Consider the following 14,007-nt stretch of genomic DNA (forward strand, 5'->3'; position numbering starts at 1 on the left):
CGCACGCTTAGTTACTTGCGGTAATCAAGCGGCGGTTCACGGTCGCCCAGCAGCGATTTGTAGGTGTAATCCGGTCCGCGTGCGGCATCGAATTCGGCCTTCGCCGCGCTACGTAGCCCCGGATTGGTGTAAAGCTCTGCCGCCATCAAAGCCATCGCCTTGGCCGCGACCTGAGCGCCCTTGTGGCCAATCGAATGACCACTAGCGGCAACCGCTTGCCAAGTATGCGCGCTAGTGCCGGGCACCCAAGTGGCCGTGCGGACGCCCACTGTTGGCGTCGCCCAAGAGACATCGCCAACATCGGTTGAACCATAGCCCAAGCTTTTGCTGTACTCGCCGATTTCGCCGGCACTGCTGAGCGGTTTGGCCGCATCGCCGAGCGATTTTTGAACTTCTTCGGCCCATGCGCGCTCTTCAGCGGTGTATTCAACGCCGCCGACCATCCGCAATTTCGCGTCCATCATCTTGGCGAGGGTCTCATTGACCAGCAGCGGATTGTTCCCGTGGATCACTTCCCACTCGACATCCGTCCCGGTGCCAAGCGCAGCGCCCTTGGCCGCATTCTCCAGCCGCTCCCAGATTTCATCCACACCGTCGGGATCGGGATGCCGGACATAATAAAACACCTCGGCAAAATCAGGCACCACATTGGGCGCATTGCCGCCGCTGGTGATGACGTAATGCATGCGCGCATCTTGCGGCATATGCTCATGCAGCATGTTCGCCATCATGTTCATCGCTTCCACCCCATCAAGAGCAGAGCGGCCCCGCTCTGGCGCGCCAGCCGCATGTGCAGAGATGCCCTTGAAGCGAAACTTGGCTGATCGATTGGCCAGGCTCGTCTGGGCCGCTGCGCTGTTTTCATCGTCCGCGTGCCAGTGGATCGCAATGTCAACATCATCGAACAATCCGGCCCGCGTCATGTAAACTTTGCCAGATCCGCCCTCTTCCGCAGGCGTTCCATAGAAACGGATGCGGCCCGGCGTGCCGGTCGCCTCCAGCCATTGCTTCACTGCAATAGCGGCCGTGAGTGACGCGGCACCAAACAGATTGTGCCCGCAGGCGTGCCCAGCATGTTTGCCGTCAACCATATCGCGCGTTGCCAGCGCAGATTGGTTGATCCCGGGCAGAGCATCCATCTCGGCAAGGATCGCGATGATTGGGCCGCCCTCGCCCCATTCGGCGACGAACGCAGTCGGAATCTCGGCGATACCCGCCTTGATCTCAAACCCCTCGCCCGCAAGCTCCGATTGCAAGAGCCCGCTCGACTGAGTTTCAAGATAACCAACCTCAGCCAGATCCCACAATTGCTGAGCCACTCTGGCGGTGCGCTCTTGCTGCGCCTCAACATTGGCGGCCGGGTCTTGAACCTGAGCGCTGAGCGGCGCTGCGCTAAGTAGCAGTCCAGCCAAAACGGTGCGAGCAACGAACTTCATGAGCAATCTCCCTTGCGCTCTGCTTGCCGCAAAGTTGCCGCCGTGCCAATCCTTTGCGGATGGAAATTGATCCGCTTCTTCTGCAATTTGGCGGTTCGCTTGTGGCGATTGTGCTGTTGGCGTGGATTGCCTCTGCACTGAAGCTAGGCGGCAAGCCAAAGTTGGCAAACCATAGCGAGGCTGCGCGCGCCGCGAGCGAGGTGACGGACGGCTTTGCGCCAGTTGAAAGCGCAATTGCGCGTGATGGGGCCGGAGCGATCCTGAAGGACGCACAAGGCCAGATCATGCTGCTCAAGCCGCATGGCGTCCATTTTGCCGGACGCATTCTTTGCGCAGAAGCCAGTGCCACCGCTTCAGACAACATGCTCATCGTCGACACAGGTGAGGCACGCTTTGGCTCGGTTCGGCTGGCACTCGATGATGCAGACATTTGGGTGGCAGCCATCAATCAGCTAGACAGGCGTTAACATGATCGACCTGCCCGATTTCTCTGTCACTCAGCTGGCTGTGCCGCTGTTTGTCGCGGCGATCCTCGCCGAGATGGCCTGGGCAAAGCTGCGCCAGCAAAGTGCCTACGAACCCAAGGACACACTTGTCAGTCTTGGTTTCGGGCTCGGCTCCACGGTCGCAGGCGCGCTGTTTGGCGGCTTCTTCCTCGCGATCTTCATCGCCGCCTATGAATACCGCTTGTTCGACATCAGCGAGAACTGGTGGGGCCCGCTTTGGGCATGGCCGGTCGTATTTGTGCTCGATGATCTAAAGTATTACTGGGTCCACCGCGCGGGGCACCGTGTTAGGTGGATGTGGGCCGCCCATGTTAACCATCATTCAAGCCAGCACTACAATCTTTCAACGGCCCTTAGGCAGACCTGGACAGGCTCGTTCACATTTGGCTTTATCTTTGCGTTGCCATTGGTGCTGATCGGCTTTCACCCCGGCATGATCGCGGTGTGTGGCGGCATCAATTTGGTCTACCAATTCTGGATCCACACCGAGGCGATTGGCAAAATGCCGCGCTGGTTCGAAGCGGTGATGAATACGCCCAGCCATCACCGCGTCCATCACGCCACCAATCCGCGCTATCTTGATCGCAATTATGCCGGTGTTTTCATTGTCTGGGACAGGATGTTCGGCACATTTGAGGCGGAGCGAGACGATGAACCAATCCGCTATGGCATCATCAAACAGCTCGGCAGCTTCAACCTGCTGTGGGCGGTGTTCCATGAATGGATCGGCATGCTGAGCGATATCGCCCGCGCGCCGTGGCGGCATAAGCTGTCTTACCTGCTGCGCGAACCTGGTTGGACCCACGATGGCAGCCGCGAAACCTCCGATATGATCCGCGAACGCTGGCGCGAGCGCACTGGCCAGCCACCACAAAATCCGGTGGCGGATCGAAACTCGATTGAAAGCCCGCACGAAGCTGCTTAAGCCTGTCACCTCCAAGAGGAGAGATCATGGAAAGCTTCGATTACATCGTCATCGGCGGTGGCAGCGGCGGCAGCGCAGCGGCGGGACGGCTCGCCGTCGATGGAACCAGGCGCGTGTGCTTGATCGAGGCAGGTGGGCGCAATGACAATGTCCTCATCAAGACCCCTGGCTTCATGCCCTTCATCCGCAATTCGTCGAATTACAAGTTCGACACGGTGCCGCAAAAGGGGCTGAATGACCGGATCGGGTATCAACCGCGCGGCAAAGGCCTTGGCGGATCTTCGGCGATCAACGCCATGGTCTACATTCGCGGCAACGCCTGGGACTATGACAATTGGGCGGCGATGGGCTGCACCGGCTGGGCCTATAAGGACGTTCTGCCCTATTTCAAAAAGGCGGAGGCCAACGAGCGCGGCGCGGATGATTACCACGGGGCGGGCGGACCGTTGTTTGTGTCTGACCTGATCTCACCCAACCCCACCAGCCATGCCTTCGTCGAGGCGGCCGGCGAGATGCAGCTGCGCCGCAATGATGATTTCAACGACGAGACCCAAGAGGGCTTTGGCCTTTACCAAGTTACGCAGCGCAATGGAGAGCGTTGGTCCGCTGCGCGCGCCTATGTTGAGCCCATTCGCGAGCAGGGGAATTTCGCGATCCGCACGGGCACTGTGGTTGAGAAGCTTGTGATTGAGCAAGGCCGCGTGACAGGCGTTCGGGTCAAGCGTGGTCGGCGCAGCGAAATGCTCTATGCAAAGCGCGGCGTGATCCTGTCCGCTGGGGCATTTAACAGTCCGCAAATCCTAATGCTGTCTGGCGTTGGCCCGGGTGCGCATTTGCAAGAACGCGGCATCCCCGTGGCGCTCGACCGGCCAGAGGTTGGTGCCAATCTGCAAGATCATTTGGACTATGTCTCCGGCTGGGAAACCGAGAGCGATGTACCGATTGGCGGGACGCTGAAAGGGACATTGCGGATGGCCGCCGCCATGCTCGAGCATCGCCGTAGCCGGACCGGCGCAATGACCACCTGCTACGCTGAGGCGGGCGGGTTCTGGACGGTTATGCCAGACAGCCCCGCGCCGGACGTGCAATGGCATTTTGTGCCCGCCATTCTAGAGGATCACGGCCGCGAGAAAATCAAAGAGCACGGCTTTTCTCTGCACGCCTGCGTCCTGCGCCCGGAAAGCCGGGGCACAGTACGGCTGGCATCGCGCCGCGCAACCGACGCGCCAGTAATCGATCCGAATTTTCTGGATGATGAGCGCGATCTCGCGGTCCTAAGAGCGGGCGTGCGTCTCTCTCACCGGATTGTGGATGCCCCTGCACTACAAGAATATGGTCCCACGGATCGGCACCCGATCGACCTCGAGAATGATGACGAGCTCGACAATCTCATCAGGCAGCGCGCCGACACCGTCTATCACCCGGTCGGCACCTGCCGGATGGGCAGCGACAAGGACAGCGTGGTTGACCCCACGCTCAAAGTGCGCGGACTCGAGGGACTATGGATCGCAGATGCCAGCGTGATGCCCAAAATCGTCAGCGGCAACACCAATGCGCCGAGCATCATGATCGGTGAACGCTGCGCTGACTTTGTGAAGGCCGCGACCGCTTAAGCGGCCCAAACCAAGCAAGGCCAATCGCAAACCAGAGCTGCAAGTTAGGACAAAAAAGAGGCCGGAGCGGATTGGACGCCCCGGCCTATCAAAAGTTGTTTGTTCGCAGGAGGAACAAAGGTTAGCGGAGGGAGTGGGAGAGGAGAGTACTCCCCCCGCTAAACTGGGTTGCGCGACTTAACTGCGCGCGAATTCTGGATAGGCTTCCACACCAATCTCTGCCTTATCGAGGCCGTTCATTTCGTCTTCTTCGCTCGGACGCACACCGATGGTGTATTTCAGAGCAAGCCAGACGATGGCCGAGGCTGCGGAGACAAAGACTGCAGTAACAAGAACGCCAATACCTTGGACGCCGAATTGCTGGCCCATTGTGAGAGTGACGCCGTCAACTTCTGACTGAGTGTTGAAAGCAACTGCTAGCGTGCCCCAGATCCCTGCAAACAGGTGAACCGGAATTGCGCCAACAACATCGTCAATCTTCAGCTTATCGAGCAGCGGTACGGTGAACACCACGATCGCGCCGCCGACTGCACCGATCAGGATCGAAGATCCGACCGTTGGAGCCAGTGGTTCAGCAGTGATCGAGACCAAGCCAGCCAATGCGCCGTTCAAAGCCATGGTCACATCGGCCTTCTTATAGCGGATCAGTGTCAGCAGGATTGCCGTCACAACACCGCCGGCTGCGGCCATGTTGGTGTTGACGAAAATCTTCGACACATCAGACACGTCACCAACGGTGCCCATGGCAAGTTGAGACGCGCCGTTAAAGCCGAACCAACCGAGCCAAAGAATGAACGTACCCAAGGTTGCCAGTGGCACATTCGCCCCTGGGAAGACGTTGACTTTGCCATCCGGGCCATAGCGGCCAGCACGGGCACCAATGATGATTGCGCCGACCAAAGCCGCCCAGCCGCCGGTCGAGTGGACCAGAGTGGAGCCTGCGAAGTCGGAGAAGCCCATCGCGTCAAGTGAACCTGCGCCCCATTCCCAGCTGACGACAACGGGATAGATGAAGCCAGTGAGCAAGAAGACGAAGATAAAGAACGGGACGATCTTCACGCGCTCTGCCACGGTGCCCGAAACAATCGAAGCGGTGGTGGCGCAGAACACCATTTGGAAGAACCAGTCGGAGGCGACTGAATAGCCAGTATCAAGGTCAGCCTCGCCAACACCCTGCATCGGGTAAATCGTGCCAGCCATTCCAAACCAGCCAGCACCATCAAATCCTGGGTAAGCAATGTTATAACCGACGACCCAGAACATCAGACCAGCGATCGAATAGAGACCGATATTTTTGAGGCACTGTGTTGAGGTGTTTTTCGAACGGACCAGGCCAGCTTCCAACATGGCAAAGCCAGCGGCCATCCACATAACCAGAAAACCGCCAATCATGAACAACAAGGTGTTGAGGATATAGGCAGTTCCGTCAGAAACAACTCCGGCCGCCGGAGCAGCGGCCATGGCAGGCGAGGCCAATGCCATGCTTCCCGTCGCAAGGGCTGCAAAAGATAGGAGAGTTCGCTTCATTTGATTGCCCCCTTAAAGCGCTGTTTCGCCGGCTTCGCCTGTGCGAATCCGGGTTGCCGATGCGAGATCGAGCATGAAAATCTTGCCGTCGCCGATCGCGTCGGTGTTGGCGGTTTGCTGGATGGTCTCGACCACTTGCGCAGCGATCTCGTCGCTGGCTGCAATCTCGAGTTTCACCTTAGGCAGCATGTTGGTCGAATATTCTGCGCCGCGGTAGATTTCGGTCTGGCCTTTTTGGCGGCCAAATCCTTTGACCTCAGAAACGGTCATACCGGCGACACCGATGCTGCCCAGCGCTTCGCGGACTTCATCGAGTTTGAATGGTTTTATGATGGCGATGATGAACTTCATCCGTGCCCCCTCAATTTCCGCCGGTCAGCTCCGGCACACACGAAGCAGCAAAAGGCGTGCCAGTTTCGGCAAGAGAGCGGAATCGCGGAGAAGCGCGAGTTCTAGGGTTAACCACCTAAAGCGGCCTGCCTAATTTTTAACCTCTTGTTTATTTTTTAGGCAGTCAGAACAACTACAACGCAGTTATTCACCCGCAATATAGCGATCGGTTGGGCGCGTTGGCAGACCATCAATGCTGCTGATGCGGGTCGCCATTTTTGCTTCCCATTCCGCCGGGTCAGATTGCCGATGCGCTTTCTTCAGCGTCTCCCGCTCCGTCTCCAGCGTCATCAGCGGGACGCCCCAGCCGCAGCTGGTCTGCACACTTTCAATATCAATCGCAAAGATTTGGCGCGTGCCTGGCAGCATCGTGAAATGGCTCGCCAAATTATCCCAGCCGTCATCCTGAGGCAGCACCGGAACACCGCGCCCATAAATCCGCAGGATATTCGCCGGCTGCTGAAAATTGCAGAACATGATCGTTATGCGCCCATCCGCGCCAAGATGAGCATGGGTCTCATTGCCGGACCCGCCGAGGTCGAGATAGGCAACGCGTTTCGGGCTAAGAATGCGAAAGGCATCATAGCCCTTCGGACTGAGGTTGATGCGCCCAATCGGCGCCGATGTCGCCACGAAGAACACCGGCTGCGCTTCGATCATCGCGGTGTGCTTGTCATTCAACGCATCAAAAAACTCAGCCATTTTGGTTTTCCTTATGGATCAGAACAAGGCCTTCAAAGAAAGTCTCTTAGCACGTTCATAAACTTGTCGAACTGGTCATGGTGCAACCAATGCCCGGCCTTCTCAAATTCGATGACTTGAGCGGTGTTGAAATGCTTGAGCCGCCCATCTTTCTCTGGGTTGGAGGCCCAGCTGTCCGCACCATAAAGCAGCAAAGTGGGACATGTGATCGCGCCCCAAGTCTGCTCGATGAATTCATCCGCTATGTCTTCAACGCCCCAGACATTGAGATGCGGATCAAATTTCCAGCTGTAGGTGCCATCCTCGTTACGGTTGACCCCGTGCACGGTCAGGTGCCGCGCCTGCTCCTCGGTCAGGTAGGAATTTTCCTCGATCATGCGCGCGAACGCGGCCTCGATGCTCTCGTATTTGCGCGGGCTTCGCCCAGCCGCCTTACGCTTCTTCTCGATCCATTCGGCCAGGCGCTCGGGATAGGGCGTTGAACGCTGCTCAGCCCTCCATGCGGGGCTTGGCCCAAGACCTTCGATCGCGACCAGCTTTGTCACCATGTCAGGGAAGGTGCCTGCATAGCGAAGGGCGACATTGCCGCCCATGGAATGGCTGACAATGGTCACAGGCCCGCTGCCCAATTGGTGGATCAGCTGCGCCAGATCATAGACCATATCGCCCGACTGGTAATTGCCATCAGACACCCAATCGCTGTCGCCGTGCCCGCGGTGATCCATCGCCACCACGTGATAATCGGCGCACAGCTGCTCAGCCGTCCAGTCCCAGCTGCGCGCGTGATCGCGCCCGCCGTGCACCAGCACCAGCTTGGGCTTTGCGCGGTCAGCATCGCTTTGCGCCCAATCGAAATAATTGAGCTTGATGCGCTGAGAGAAAAACGTCTGAGAGGTTGGGCCTGATACAGTCATGCAATGTCCCATGCCGCGAACATTGCTGCGCTGCAACACTCGCGTGAGTGCCTAGCGTTCTTTGGTGGCAGAGAATTTAAGCTCTGGGTTCTTCTCTTCCTGATAATTCACGTCCCACGGGCTCTTGGCCATGAACACCAGATCACCATCGCGGTCTTTGGCAAGGTTCGCGCGGTTAAAGCTCTCAAAGTCGGTAAGCGCCTGGCCTTCACCTTTGACCCAGCGAGCAGTCGCAAACGGCGCAGCCTCTAGCCCCGCCTCAACTTTATATTCCGCCGACAGCCGCGAGATCAGCACCTCAAGTTGCAGCTGACCGACCACGCCGACAATATGCTGCGCGCCGAGCTCCGGATAAAACACTTGGATCACGCCCTCTTCGCTGAGGTCATCCAAGGCTTTGCGAAGCTGCTTGGTTTTGGTCGGATCTTTGAGCTGGACCCGGCGCAGGATTTCCGGCGCAAAATTTGGCAGGCCGGTGAAGCGGACTTTGTTTTGTTCGCTCAGAGTGTCGCCCACGCGCAAAGTGCCGTGGTTTGGAATGCCAATAATATCGCCCGCCTCGGCGGTGTCGGCAATCTCGCGATCCTGTGCGAAAAACAGGATCGGGGAATGGATCGCAATCGGCTTGCCTAAGCCAGAAGGCGTCAACTTCATGCCGCGCTTAAAAGTGCCGGACACTTGGCGCATAAAGGCGATCCGGTCCCGGTGATTGGGGTCCATATTGGCCTGCACCTTGAAGATGAAGCCAGTAACCTCATCATGCTCGGGCGTGATCTGATCATCGCCTGCTGGCTGCGGACGCGGCGGCGGCGCGTGCTTGGCGATTGCATCGATCAGTTCAGTGACGCCGAAATTTTTAAGCGCCGATCCGAAATAGACCGGGGTCAAATCGCCATTGCGGTAAGCCTCAAGGTCAAACTCGGGATAGCCCACTTGCGCCAACTCAGCCTCTTCGGCCCATTCAGAGGGAATGTCTGGATCGGTGTCGCGGGTACCGAGGAATTCCTTCGACGGGCCTTCCGGGCGGCTAACAGCGCCGCTCTCAAAATCGAGCACGCCTTCAAATTGGCCGCCCATGCCAATTGGCCAGCCTTGCGGACTGACATCAAGCGCCAGCATCTCTGCAACCTCATCCATCAATTCAAAGCCAGGGCGCCCTTCGCGGTCGACCTTGTTGATGAAGGTGATGATCGGCACGCTGCGCAGCCGGCAAACTTCAAACAATTTGCGGGTCTGCGGTTCAATGCCCTTGGCCGCATCAATCACCATCACCGCACTGTCGACCGCGGTCAGCGTCCGGTAGGTATCCTCAGAAAAATCCTCGTGACCCGGCGTGTCGAGCAGGTTGAAGGTGATCTTCTCACCATCATACTCTTTTTCAAAGGTCATCACCGACGAGGTGACCGAGATACCGCGCTGCTGCTCGATCTTCATCCAGTCAGAGCGCGCCCGCCGCGCCTGCCCGCGCGCCTTCACCTCGCCCGCCAAGTGGATCGCGCCGCCTTGCAGCAGCAGTTTTTCCGTCAGCGTGGTCTTACCCGCATCGGGGTGAGAGATGATCGCGAATGTGCGGCGATTGGACATAGGTTTAGCTTAAAGCACCGTTGGACATGGAGCGCGCGCCTTAGCCGCAAGCGTTGAACCCGTCTACATCCCCCCCTGAGCGTACACCACTCGGCAGCATCAGTTTACCGACTGGTAAGATCAATCTGCGAAATCGGCTCCACAAATAGGGGGTGCAAATGTCGATTTACAGAATTCTTCTTTCCGGTCTTTGTGCCGTCTTTCTGTCTGCATGCGGGACATCGGGCCAATATTTCGAGAAATCTCCAGAACAAGTTGCGAAAGCCTTGAAGGGCGCCAAGCTGCCGGTGGCCATTATGGGAAGCAGTGTCGTCGGCGAGACTGTCACCAACCCCAGCCCCAACACATTTGTGATCACCGCGAACGACGAGCTGGGCGGTGATATCTTCCGGATCGTGGCTACCATCGCGCCAGATGGCGATGGCACCCGTGTCACTTCGAAGTTCGAACAGCTCCACAAAGGTGAAAGCACACCTGCCAACTCAATGGCCCAAAAAGCGGCTGAGGAACAAATCGCCTCAACTATCGAAGGGCGCCCTTTCGACATGATGTTCGCCACATCCCCTGCCGCGAAAGCCATGCTCTCTGCCCAAGGCGGAGAAGTTCAACAACGGATCAACGCCGCCAATCAAAACATGGCTGCCTTCAGCGAGATGGAGCGCAAGATGGCTGCACAAGAAAAGCGCGAAAAGTTTGAGAAAGAATACGGCGAAGACTGGGGCGCAAGCGGCTCAGATCGTGCGGATGGCTGGGGCGAATAGCCCCGCCAACACGCGCCTGTCTATCCGAGCTGAAGCGCGCTGCGCTTAGCCGCGCAGCTCCGCTCCGTGCTTGGCCGCAGCTGTGACAATCTTGTCCGAAATCTCGGCCAGTTCCGCATCCTTGAAGCTCTTTTCGCCGGGCTGCAGAGTCACCTCAATCGCGAGCGACTTTTGACCCTCTGGGACATTGCCGCCAGTAAACAGGTCAAACACCCGCGCACTGACTATGTTCGCCTTATCCGCGCCTTGAACCGCGCGCAGCAGGTCACCCGCCGCAAGCGCCTCTGGCACCAGAAACGCAAAATCGCGCGTCACCGATTGCAAGGCAGGCGGAGCGAAGCTTGGCCGCGCGAAGCTGATCGAGCCTTTGCCCGCCTTTTTCGCCGGGATCGCATCGAGGTGAATGCCAAAAGCGGCGACAGGAACGCCAATCCCAAAAGCCTTAAGTACAGTCGGGTGGACCATCCCAAAACTGGCGATGCGGTTCTTTGGTCCTAGGCGCAAAGTTGCAGACTGGCCGGGATGATAAATATCGCCCGCCTCACCCATGACTTGCAATCTGTCGACTGGCGCGCCCGCTGCTTCGAGCAAGGCCAAGCACTTAGCCTTGGCATCATAAGCATCGAAACTGCGCGCTTTGCCATGTTGCCAAGAACGCGGCGCAGCATCGCCCGCCATCACGGCAACAAGCGCCGGGTACTCTCCATCTGCGAGGTAGCGACGGCCTATCTCAAACAAACGCACGCTGGACGAGCCGTGATCAAAACTACGCCGTGCCGCCGACAGAAGGCCAGGCAACAGCGATGGGCGCATCACTTTCAAATCTTCGCTGATCGGATTGTCGAGCGACCAATGCCCGCCCCCGACTGCATCAGCCTCGTCCTGAGAAATAAACGACCACGTGATTGCTTCATCCAGCCCGCAGCCAGCCGCCGCGCGGCGCAACTTGCGCTCGAGCAGCTGAGCCGGTGTCGCGGTTGGCCGGGCCACCCCGTCCATGCGCGGCAAGGCCACGCTTTCCACCTTGTCGAGGCCGTGAATACGCACGACTTCTTCAACCAGATCGGCTGCGCCTTCGATGTCATTGCGGCGCAAAGGACAGGTAACCTGCCAATCGTCGGACACCGTGAAATCCAGACTTTCGAGAATGCGGCGTTGTTCATCAACCGCGACTTCAACACCGCCCAATTTTGCGGTGAGCTCCGTATCGAATGCAACCACTTTGGCCGTGCTCGGCGGTGCGCCGGCACGCACTACCTCGCTTGGCGAACCACCCCCAAGCTCAACAATCAGACCAGTGAGTAGATCTAGGCCATCGTCAAGAAATGCTGGGTCGACGCCGCGCTCAAATCGCGTGCGCGCATCCGAAGCGAGGCCAAGCTTCCGGCCAGTCACACCGATTTGCGCAGGATCAAAGTATGCGATCTCCAACAACACATCGGTCGTCTCATGCGAGCACCCCGTGTCCAGCCCGCCCATAATACCGGCCAGATCGTGCACACCGTTATCGTCGGCAATCACGGTGACACTGGGATCAAGGGTGTAGGTTTTTTCGTTGAGCGTGGTGACTTGCTCGCCATCAACGGCACGCCGCGCCACCATTGCGCCGGAAAGCTTGCCATAGTCATAAACATGTGCCGGCCGCCCATAGGCAAACATCAAATAGTTTGTAAGATCGACGAGCAACGAGATCGATTTCTGGCCCGCACTCGCCAAACGTTGCTGGAGCCAGTCAGGCGATGGCCCGTTTTTCACTCCCTTGATGACGCGGGCATAATAAGCGGGAACACCTTCGGCATCCTCGATCCGCACCACCGCAGGGCATTCGCCCGCAGCGTCGAATTTAGGAAACGCAATCGGCTTCAGCGTGCCAAGGCCCGCCGCCGCTAGATCGCGCGCAATTCCGTATACGCCCATGCAATCAGGCCGGTTCGGCGTGATCGCGACATCAATGATCGGCGAGGACCCTTGGTAGTCGGCGAAGGCATGGCCGACGCTCGCATCATCAGGCAGCTCAATGATGCCGTCATGCTCATCGCCCAGTTCCAGCTCGCGCACGGAGCACATCATGCCGTTGCTTTCCACACCGCGGATCGCGCTCTTGCGAAGCTGCATGCCATTGGCAGGCACCACCGCGCCGGGCAGACCGAGTACACCCTTCATTCCCGCACGCGCATTGGGCGCGCCGCACACAACCTGCAGCGGGTCACCCTCGCCTGTGTCGACGCTCAGCACTTGCAGCTTGTCAGCGTCAGGATGTTTTTCAGCGGTCAGGACTTTGGCCACTTTGAAACCCGCGAGCCTCTCGGCCGGGTCCTCAACGCCTTCAACCTCAAGCCCAATCGCGGTCAGCGCCTCGGTGATCTCGCTGAGCGTGGCATCGGTTTCGAGATGGTCTTTGAGCCATGTGACGGAGAACTTCATGCGCGCGCTCCTACACCGGCAGAAAGGGTCGGCTGATCAAACGGCGAGAAGCCATAATGCGCCAGCCAGCGCGGATCGCCATCGAAGAAGGCGCGCAGGTCGTTCATGCCATATTTCAGCATGGCGATGCGGTCGATCCCGAGGCCAAAGGCAAAGCCCTGATATTCGTCCGGGTCGATCCCGGCAAACTCAAGCACACGGCGGTTCACCATCCCGCTGCCGCCCAGCTCCATCCAGTCATAGCCCGGCTCATCACCGTGCCCGCCGACCACACGGCGGTCGCCTTCGTTTGAGTAGCCAACATCAACCTCGACGCTGGGTTCAGTGAACGGGAAGTATGATGGGCGCAGACGCAGGGTGATATCTTCGCGCTCGAAGAACGCCTTGAAGAAAGTCTCCAGCGTCCATTTGAGATGGCCGAGGTGGATGTTCTTGTCGATCACCAGGCCTTCGACCTGGTGGAACATCGGCGTGTGGGTCGCGTCGCTATCGCTGCGATAGACACGGCCCGGCGCGATCAAGCGGATCGGCGCGCCTTGCTCTTTCATGCTGCGGATCTGCACTGGCGAGGTGTGCGTCCTCAGAAGCATTTTTTTATGGCCTACCGCTTCGCTACTTGAGGCCGATTGGCCACCATCCGCTGCCTTGTCTGGGAAGTAGAACGTATCGTGCATCGCGCGCGCGGGATGGCTCTCATCCATGTTGAGCGCGGTGAAGTTGTGCCAATCGTCTTCAATCTCTGGGCCGGTTGCGACCGCAAAGCCGAGGTCGGCGAAGATCTCCGCCAGCTCGTCCATCACCTGGCTCACCGGGTGGACCGAACCCATGGCGATGTCAGGCGCTGGCAGTGTGAGGTCGAGCGTTTCGCTGGCCAGCTGCGCTTCGAGCTCAGCGGCCTCCAGCGCTTGCCTTTTCGCCGCAATCGCATCGGCCACCTCGGCGCGGATCGCCTGGATCGCGGGTGCTGCCGCGCTGCGCTCTTCCGGGCTCATCTGGCCCAAAGTCTTCAGCGCCAGGCTCACCCAGCCCTTTTTGCCGAGCGCGCCAACGCGCTGTTCTTCCAGCGCGTCAAGCGTATCAGCCGCAGAGATTGCCGCGAGCGCGGCGTCTTTTTGTGATGTCAATTCAGTCATGGTCTAGCCCAAAGGTTTGAGCCGGTCCGCTAGCGGGATTTCGCCGCCTTGGCAAAGCGCGAATTGCGCATCGCTGCGAAGATCGGCACATC

General features: G+C 58.6%; 12 protein-coding genes. 4 read left to right on the plus strand and 8 right to left on the minus strand.

Going from position 1 to position 14,007, the window contains the following annotated elements; genetic code table 11:
* Positions 1–11: 11 nt before the first annotated feature.
* Entirely contained in the window at positions 12–1,436 is a 1,425-nt protein-coding gene (locus AC0V6V_RS07780) for an amidohydrolase (RefSeq protein WP_486164847.1), read from the minus strand.
* A gap of 59 nt (positions 1,437–1,495) precedes the next feature.
* On the opposite strand from AC0V6V_RS07780, the gene AC0V6V_RS07785 reads away from it, so the two are divergent.
* The 3 genes from AC0V6V_RS07785 to AC0V6V_RS07795 are packed head-to-tail and all read left to right on the plus strand — an operon-like array spanning position 1,496 to position 4,480.
* A complete protein-coding gene (locus tag AC0V6V_RS07785; protein WP_486164848.1) occupies positions 1,496–1,903 on the plus strand; it encodes a hypothetical protein in 408 nt (135 codons plus the stop codon).
* A 10-nt stretch (positions 1,904–1,913) separates the two neighbouring features.
* Positions 1,914–2,867, plus strand: a complete 954-nt coding sequence (locus tag AC0V6V_RS07790) for a sterol desaturase family protein (RefSeq protein WP_486166064.1) — start codon at positions 1,914–1,916, stop codon at positions 2,865–2,867.
* 26 nt (positions 2,868–2,893) lie between these two features.
* Entirely contained in the window at positions 2,894–4,480 is a 1,587-nt protein-coding gene (locus AC0V6V_RS07795) for a GMC family oxidoreductase (RefSeq protein WP_486164849.1), read from the plus strand.
* Positions 4,481–4,657: 177 nt separating this feature from the next.
* Here AC0V6V_RS07795 and amt read toward each other — a convergent pair whose 3' ends face one another.
* The 5 genes from amt to AC0V6V_RS07820 form a co-directional block, all read right to left on the minus strand.
* Positions 4,658–6,007, minus strand: a complete 1,350-nt coding sequence (gene amt / locus AC0V6V_RS07800) for an ammonium transporter (RefSeq protein WP_486166280.1) — start codon at positions 6,005–6,007, stop codon at positions 4,658–4,660.
* 12 nt (positions 6,008–6,019) lie between these two features.
* On the minus strand, positions 6,020–6,358 hold the full coding sequence (locus AC0V6V_RS07805; RefSeq protein WP_486137947.1) for a P-II family nitrogen regulator: 339 nt from the start codon (positions 6,356–6,358) through the stop codon (positions 6,020–6,022).
* A 183-nt stretch (positions 6,359–6,541) separates the two neighbouring features.
* Positions 6,542–7,099 carry a pyridoxamine 5'-phosphate oxidase family protein gene (locus tag AC0V6V_RS07810; RefSeq protein ID WP_486164851.1) on the minus strand — a complete coding sequence of 186 codons (558 nt, stop codon included), beginning with the start codon at positions 7,097–7,099 and terminating at the stop codon, positions 6,542–6,544.
* A 32-nt stretch (positions 7,100–7,131) separates the two neighbouring features.
* On the minus strand, positions 7,132–8,013 hold the full coding sequence (locus tag AC0V6V_RS07815) for an alpha/beta fold hydrolase (RefSeq protein WP_486164852.1): 882 nt from the start codon (positions 8,011–8,013) through the stop codon (positions 7,132–7,134).
* A 51-nt stretch (positions 8,014–8,064) separates the two neighbouring features.
* Positions 8,065–9,597, minus strand: a complete 1,533-nt coding sequence (locus AC0V6V_RS07820) for a peptide chain release factor 3 (RefSeq protein WP_486164853.1) — start codon at positions 9,595–9,597, stop codon at positions 8,065–8,067.
* A gap of 158 nt (positions 9,598–9,755) precedes the next feature.
* On the opposite strand from AC0V6V_RS07820, the gene AC0V6V_RS07825 reads away from it, so the two are divergent.
* Positions 9,756–10,358: a hypothetical protein gene (locus AC0V6V_RS07825; protein ID WP_486166281.1), complete on the plus strand. Its 603-nt coding sequence runs from the start codon at positions 9,756–9,758 to the stop codon at positions 10,356–10,358.
* 45 nt (positions 10,359–10,403) lie between these two features.
* Here AC0V6V_RS07825 and pheT read toward each other — a convergent pair whose 3' ends face one another.
* Both pheT and pheS read right to left on the minus strand, forming a co-directional pair.
* Complete coding sequence (gene pheT / locus AC0V6V_RS07830; RefSeq protein ID WP_486164855.1) at positions 10,404–12,782, minus strand: phenylalanine--tRNA ligase subunit beta; 2,379 nt, start codon at positions 12,780–12,782, stop codon at positions 10,404–10,406.
* Positions 12,779–13,915 carry a phenylalanine--tRNA ligase subunit alpha gene (gene pheS, locus AC0V6V_RS07835; RefSeq protein ID WP_486164856.1) on the minus strand — a complete coding sequence of 379 codons (1,137 nt, stop codon included), beginning with the start codon at positions 13,913–13,915 and terminating at the stop codon, positions 12,779–12,781. Before pheS ends, pheT begins: the two co-directional genes overlap by 4 nt.
* Between the last annotated feature and the right edge of the window lie 92 nt (positions 13,916–14,007).

The organism is Erythrobacter sp. S249, assembly GCF_057364975.1.